This is a genomic window from Protofrankia sp. CiP1_Cm_nod1 (genome assembly GCF_920888515.1).
Lineage (GTDB): Bacteria > Actinomycetota > Actinomycetes > Frankiales > Frankiaceae > Protofrankia.
This window is the reverse complement of record NZ_CAKKTM010000284.1, coordinates 1-6,403: the sequence shown is the minus strand read 5'-3', so window position 1 is coordinate 6,403 and position 6,403 is coordinate 1. Positions and strand designations below refer to the sequence as shown.

The window sequence follows — 6,403 nt, the reverse complement described above, 5'->3', positions numbered from 1 at the left end:
GGGCTCATGCGGGCCGGCCGGCATGAGCCGGGCTCCCAGCGGGCAACGTGGTCCGGGCGCGGGTCAGGGGGGTGGGTCGCGGCGCGGGGCCGCTCCGCACCTGACGGGCAGCCTGTCGCCGGCGCATGCTGGCAGGGCCGGGCGCATGCTGGCGGGGCCGGGCGCATGCTGGCGGGGCCGGGCGGGACGGCCGGCTCCTGCCGCGGTTCCCGTGTTCGGGCGTGTGCCGGGCGGGGTATGCCGGGCCGGGTCACCCGTTCCCGGTGAGCCGCCTTCCGCGCGTTCCCGGAGGATTTCCCAGGCGTTGTCGGGGGAGACTTCCTCCGCGTCGCCGGGGGAGCCGCCGGGGGTGATGGTGGCCCCGGCGGGCGCCCCCGGCCCGATGCCCGCCGGCGTCCGATGACACCTGGGACGTGGGAGCGCAACAGGTGTGGCGAAGGCCACATCTGTTCGGGATCGTCCGGGCGGGCACATACCCCACCGGCCGTGCGTTGTGGGTGGGGCACGAGAGAGCAGCGCACTTAATTTCACGGGAGTATTTCAGTGGCCACCGATTACGACACCCCCCGGATCAGCGATGCCGAGGAGGTCGCCGAGCAGAGTCTGGAGGCGCTCAAGGCACGACGGGCGGACGCGGCGGCCGACCTCGGGGACGATGTCGACCCGTTCGAGTCCGAGCTCGACCTGCCCGGCGCGGACCTGTCCGGGGAGGAACTTACTGTCCGCGTACTGCCCCGACAGGCGGACGAGTTCACCTGCACGAGCTGTTTCCTGGTCCATCACCGCAGCCAGCTCGCCGACAGCCGGCGGATGATCTGCGCGGACTGCGCCGCGTAGGCCGGACGGGCCGCGCGGGCCATGGAGCCGTGCCGGGTGGGCCCCCGTGCGCCGCGGGCGGGGCGGGGCGGGCCCACCCGGTCGTCCTGATGATCAGGTGAGTGCTGATGATCAGGTGAGTACCTGGATCCCTGCCTCCCGCATCTGCGCGACGGCCCGTTCCTCGTCCCCGGGCCGCAGGCTGACGAAGCGGGTAAGGGCTAGCGGGACCACCACGTCGAAACCCAGCGCTCGGCCGTCCAGGGCCGTTGCCTTCACACAGTGGTCCCCGGCAAGGCCGGCCACGACGATCCTGCGGACCCCCTGAGCGGTGAGGACGTCGACCAGCTCGGTCGCCCGGCCGGCGTCGGTGAGCGGGTCCCGTACGGTGAATCCGGAATAGCCGTCCTCGCCGCCCGTCCCCTTGCGCACGATCGTCCCGTCGACCCGCAGGGCCGGATGCAGCCGCGCGCCTTCGGTCTCCCGCACGCAGTGCGGCGGCCAGATGCCGCCGCCGGTGACGAAGTGCGGGGTGGCCGGCGGATGCCAGTCCTGCGTGTAGACGACCGGTGAGCCCGCGGCCACGGCCCGTCCGATCTCGTCGTTGACGAGTGGGATGATCTCCTCGCCGCCGGTCACGTACAGGCTGCCAGTCGGCGCGGCGAAGTCGTTCTGGACGTCGATCACCAGGAGTGCGACGCCCGGCCCGTAGTCGTCGGTCATGAGCCGATTCTGCCCACTGCCGGCCTGCCGCGGCATTCCGGGCCTCCCACGGTGGGGCGCGGCCCGCCCGCATACGGATGCCAGGCGTTTGCCGGATATTGCCCGTCGGCATTCAGGCCCCGCCCACCCGGGCCCATGCCGGATTGCCCGGGCCGGGTCGCCGGTGCCGAATTGACGTGGTATCCGCTTGACGTGGTATCCGCTTGACGTGGTACCCGTTTGATGCGGTACCCGTTTGATGTGGTATCTGCCACGAACGCCGGTGCCGGCCGTATCCGTACAGGATACGTACGGATTCAAAGCTGATGCGCGGTTGTCATACCGCCCCGTTACAGTGGTCGGGTGCGCAGCAGAGACTACGGGCCCGACGTGCTGGCGCGGAGCGGGCGTGCGCGGCCCGCCGCGCCGCCGTCGGTCGAGGCCACCCCCGGCCTCGTCGTCGAGGACACCGCGACCGGTTTCTGCGGGGCGGTGATCGAGGCTGAGGCGGGCGGGGTCGTGCTGGAGGACAGGCACGGCCGCCGCCGCGCCTTCCCCCTTGCCGCGGGCGCGTTCCTGCTGGACGGGCGGACGGTGACGCTGACCCGGCCGGGACGGCCGGTGCCGGCGGCCCCGGCCCGCACGGCGTCCGGCTCCATCGCCGTGCCCGGCCAGCCGGCCCGGGTCGCGCGGGCGAGCCGGATCTACGTGGAGGGGCTGCACGACGCCACGCTCGTCGAACGCATCTGGGGCGACGACCTGCGGGTGGAGGGCGTCGTCGTGGAAAGCCTGGACGGCGTCGACGACCTGCCCGCGCTGGTCGCCGCCTTCCGGCCTGGCCCGCGGCGCCGTCTCGGCGTGCTCGTCGACCATCTGGTCGCCGGCTCCAAGGAGAGCCGCATCGCCGCGTCCGTGACGTCACCGTACGTGCTCGTCACCGGGCATCCCTACGTGGACATCTGGCAGGCGGTCAAGCCGTCCTCCGTGGGCATCGCGGCCTGGCCCCAGGTACCCCGGGGCCAGCCGTGGAAGGAGGGGGTGTGCCGCGCACTGGGCGTCGCCGAGCCCGCCGACATGTGGCGCCGGGTGCTCGCCGGCGTGCGTTCCTACACGGACGTCGAAGCCGGCCTGCTCGGCGCGGTCGAACGTCTCATCGACTTCGTCGCGGTACCGGCGGGCGACGGTGACGACGAGCACGGCGACGGCAAGCACGGCGACGGCAAGCACGGCGACGAACGCGGCGCGGAACGCTACGGGGGACGCGAAAGCGGCCGGACATGAGGCCCGGTCCCGCCGCCGGCATCCCCTTGTCCCGGACGGGGCGACGCTAGATGCCACCGCGGTGGAGAGCGCTCAGGCCGGGTTTTGTCGTCGCACTCGTCGTGGTGGTCGCGATCGTGGCCTTCGCGGTGCACGCGGCGCGTTCCGGCCCGCCCCCGCCGCCGTTCGGGATGTCCGGGGCGGCCGCGGCGTCGCCGTCGCCCGAGCCGAGCGCGGCCGGAGCCGGGGCCGCGGCCAGGCCGGACCTGCTGCGCGGGCGCACCGTCCTGCTCGATCCCGGCCATAACGGGGGCAACGCGAGGGCGCCCGCAGCGATCAACCGGAAGGTGCTCGCCGGCGGCATCGCCAAGGAGTGCGACACCGTCGGCTCGCAGACCGTCGACGGGTATCCCGAGCACGCGTTCACCTTCGACGTGGCCACCCGCGTGGCCGAACTGCTGCGTGGCCGAGGCGCCACCGTCGTCCTGACCAGGACGGACGACAACGGGGTCGGCCCGTGCATCGACGAGCGGGCCCGTATCGGCAACGACGCGCACGCGGACGCGGCCGTGTCCGTGCACGCCGACGGCGGCCCGGCGAGCGGTACCGGGTTCCATGTCATCGCCCCGAGCCTGAGCCCGGACGGCGGCAACGCCGTGATCCTCGCCCCGTCGGCCCGGCTGGCGGACGCGGTGGGCGCCGCGTTCGAACGGAGCACCGGCGAAACCCGGGCGGACTACATCGCGCACGACGGCCTGGCGTTCCGTACGGATCTGGGTGGCCTGAACCTCTCCCGGGTGCCCAAGGTGTTCATCGAGTGCGCCAACATGCGCAATCCCGCCGATGCCGCGCGGGTCTCCGACCCCGCGTGGCGCGGGCGTGCCGCGCAGGGCATCACGGACGGGATAACCGCCTTCCTGACCGTACCGCCTTCCTGAGCACACCGTCTTCCCGACCACACGTCCACCACATGGTTACCGGACGGCGCGATGCCCTGGTTGGGTGTGGGTGGCGTTCCCGAGCTTCGCGCACGTGCATTTGCCGAGCCATATCGGCCGAGCCGCGCCAACGGCACGGGTCCGCGCCGCCAGCTCGGCCAGTGGCGCGTCGACGTCACCGATATTTCGTATATGTAGCATCTTGCGACAAAGGCAGATATTCCTGTAAACTAGCGATTCAACTCTGTTTGACATGATTTGCCGAGGTGCTTTCGCGCACTCGGCTGTCGTTCTGGCGACAGCATATTGACGGAAAGCATCAAGCAGTAAAATTGTCCGCTATAGCGGGATTTTCGACCGCATGGGGGCAGTCGTGAACATACCGGTCGACCCTGCGTCGCCATGCGCCGGACCAAGGAGGGGCGTCATCGACGAAGGGACGGCGGCAGCGACGACGCGGCGGGACGCCGCACTTGGCCAGCGGGCGGCCCGTACCCGCGACGCCATCCTCGAGGGGGCGCGCCGGCTGTTTCTCGACCGCGGCTACGCGGGCACCCGGATCGGCAACATCACCGACGCGTGCGGGATCTCGCGGGCCGGCTTCTACACCTACTTCCGTGACAAGCGTGAGGTATTCAACGCTCTCGGGGAGAACGCCTACCGGGACATTCTCAAGATTGTTTCCCGCTGGGAGGTGATGCCGCGGCCGTGCGACCTGCCCGACGTGATCGGATGGGTGCGTGCCTACTTCGCGTTCATGGACGTGCATGGCGCGTTCATCTTCGCCTCTGGTCCCTCCGCGCCAGCGGACGAGCAGTTCCGCACCAGCAGCAGACGGATGCAGATGCGGGTCGCGTTCCTGCTGGGGGCGAACCTGCGCGGCCGCCAGGCCGAGCCGACCATCGTGCCGGAGGCCCTGGGATTATCGATCATGGGGATGCTCGAACGCGCCTGGTACTACTGCCGCGCCCAGGAGCTCCCCGTCGGCGACGACGACATCATCCGCACCGTCGCCCGCCTGATCCTCAGCGACCTCAGCCCGGCCCACTGACCCATCACTCCGGCCGGCGCCGCCGGCCGCGAGCGAGGGAGCTGCGGGAGCACCGCGTCGGCTCCCGCGTTGGCACCCGCTGTTCGCCCACCCGTCGGCCACGAACGGGCGGAGCCGTGTTCAGCTCCTCACGCCACCACCACAGTATCCGCCGGCGCAGCGCCAGATCCCACGCCTGAACGGCTCCTGCGCCGGCCATGAACGGCGTGTGGTGCCACCCGCCTCCCGCGGACGCGTCGATCCACTGGGTGTCGGTGAGCAGGGAGAGCTGGAGACCCGGCTCCAGCCGGACGGGAAAAACCGGAATCCCCCTGTCCCACGCGTAGACGAGCTCAATGTGACACCACTGTGAGTCGGCGGAACGGCGGCTCCCGAGAAACACTACGGCGTCCGCGCGGCGGAGCTCCCGCCAGAGATGCTTCTCCCACCGGGCCGCCGGTGGGATGCCATCGGAGTCAAGAAAGACGCCGGCGAACCCGGCGGCGACAAGCCTGCTCCTGAGCAGGTCCGCCGCCGCGCGATCCTCCGACGCGTAACTGATGAAGGTAAGAGACACACCGGCCCCCGTACGGCACCGCCACCGGGCGACCGGACCGAGGATCGGACGCCTCACCCGCCAGGCCCGACTCTACGTGAGCAGTCAGGCCACCTGAGTTCCTGGCCGGCCCCACCGTGCATCCCGGCCATCAGCCGACGTGACCTGTATGGCGCTCGGAGACCCGATGGCAGTTGTGTACACCGTGATTCACAAATATGAGGAGGTGTGCCATGGTGACCAAGGTAGGCATCCGTGAGTTCCGCGCTGGCCTGGCCGACTACATCGCTTCTGACGAGCCGGTGGCAGTGACCCGTCACGGTCGTACGGTCGGCTACTTCATCCCCGCCAAGTCCGATCTTGATGCCGAGCTGGCCGCGCTCAAGGCGGCAGCTGCCGCTCTCGATGGGCTTCTGGCACAGGGAGATGTCGAGGTCGACGCGGTCGTGTCCGAGTTCAAGGCTGCCCGACGCAAGCGGCCCACCGCCTGACACGCCGTCATGTCAGAACAGAAGAGCCTGGTCCTTGACGCGAACATCCTGATCCGAGCTGCGCTGGGGAAACGTGTGCGGGATCTTGTGATTACCTGTGCCGGCAAGGTGGCGTTCTTCGCCCCTGACGTCGCGTACCTGGATGCAAGGAGGTACCTGACCGGCATCCTCTCCAAACGAGGTCTCGACCCGCAGGCCGCGCTCGCTGTTCTCGACGGTCTCGAGCCAATCGTTCTCGGCATCGATGCGGACACCTATGGGCTTGCCCGTGACGCCGCACTGGCTCGTATTGTTGACCGAGATGCCGACGACTGGCCGGTGCTTGCGACCGCTCTTGTTCTGGATTGCCCGATCTGGACCGAGGATCAGGACTTCTTTGGCACTGGCGTCCCGACCTGGACAACCGATCGGGTCGGGCTCTTCTTCGACTCCCATGGTTGACGGGTAGGCCACCGACGCCAGCCGAAGGGCGGCGAAGCCGGGGAAAGCTGGAGCATCCCGGACCAGCCCATCGCGGCTCCCGTCAACCCCCACCGCAGGACGGCAGAGGCTCACTCCCCCGACAAACACGCGCTCCCGGCAAAACCGCCCAAAGGGAGCAAGCAGTGGA

General features: G+C 70.2%; 8 protein-coding genes. 6 read left to right on the top strand and 2 right to left on the bottom strand.

Annotation, left to right across the window (positions count from 1 at the left end; translation table 11 throughout):
• Positions 1-543: 543 nt before the first annotated feature.
• Positions 544-837 (top strand): DUF4193 domain-containing protein, encoded by a 294-nt coding sequence (locus NBX02_RS12860; RefSeq protein WP_250286775.1) that lies wholly within the window; start codon positions 544-546, stop codon positions 835-837.
• Positions 838-948: 111 nt separating this feature from the next.
• On the opposite strand, the gene NBX02_RS12855 is transcribed toward NBX02_RS12860, so the two are convergent.
• Positions 949-1,539 (bottom strand): isochorismatase family protein, encoded by a 591-nt coding sequence (locus tag NBX02_RS12855; RefSeq protein WP_250286777.1) that lies wholly within the window; start codon positions 1,537-1,539, stop codon positions 949-951.
• A gap of 342 nt (positions 1,540-1,881) precedes the next feature.
• Here NBX02_RS12855 and NBX02_RS12850 point away from each other — a divergent pair, with 342 nt between their 5' ends.
• The 3 genes from NBX02_RS12850 (at position 1,882) to NBX02_RS12840 (ending at position 4,767) form a co-directional block, all read left to right on the top strand.
• Positions 1,882-2,799, top strand: coding sequence for a DUF3097 domain-containing protein (locus NBX02_RS12850; protein WP_250286779.1), 918 nt, complete (start codon positions 1,882-1,884; stop codon positions 2,797-2,799).
• A gap of 50 nt (positions 2,800-2,849) precedes the next feature.
• The gene (locus NBX02_RS12845; RefSeq protein WP_250286783.1) at positions 2,850-3,716 is read left to right on the top strand and encodes an N-acetylmuramoyl-L-alanine amidase; all 867 of its coding nucleotides are present in this window, start codon (positions 2,850-2,852) and stop codon (positions 3,714-3,716) included.
• Positions 3,717-4,089: 373 nt separating this feature from the next.
• Positions 4,090-4,767: a TetR/AcrR family transcriptional regulator gene (locus tag NBX02_RS12840; RefSeq protein ID WP_250291501.1), complete on the top strand. Its 678-nt coding sequence runs from the start codon at positions 4,090-4,092 to the stop codon at positions 4,765-4,767.
• A gap of 4 nt (positions 4,768-4,771) precedes the next feature.
• Here the strand turns inward: NBX02_RS12840 and NBX02_RS12835 are convergent, their stop codons facing one another.
• Positions 4,772-5,323, bottom strand: a complete 552-nt coding sequence (locus NBX02_RS12835) for a toll/interleukin-1 receptor domain-containing protein (protein ID WP_250286790.1) — start codon at positions 5,321-5,323, stop codon at positions 4,772-4,774.
• A gap of 212 nt (positions 5,324-5,535) precedes the next feature.
• Here NBX02_RS12835 and NBX02_RS12830 point away from each other — a divergent pair, with 212 nt between their 5' ends.
• Both NBX02_RS12830 and NBX02_RS12825 read left to right on the top strand, forming a co-directional pair.
• Positions 5,536-5,793, top strand: a complete 258-nt coding sequence (locus NBX02_RS12830; protein ID WP_250286793.1) for a type II toxin-antitoxin system Phd/YefM family antitoxin — start codon at positions 5,536-5,538, stop codon at positions 5,791-5,793.
• Between the two features lie 9 nt (positions 5,794-5,802).
• Positions 5,803-6,234 (top strand): PIN domain-containing protein, encoded by a 432-nt coding sequence (locus NBX02_RS12825; RefSeq protein WP_250286794.1) that lies wholly within the window; start codon positions 5,803-5,805, stop codon positions 6,232-6,234.
• Positions 6,235-6,403: the final 169 nt, after the last annotated feature.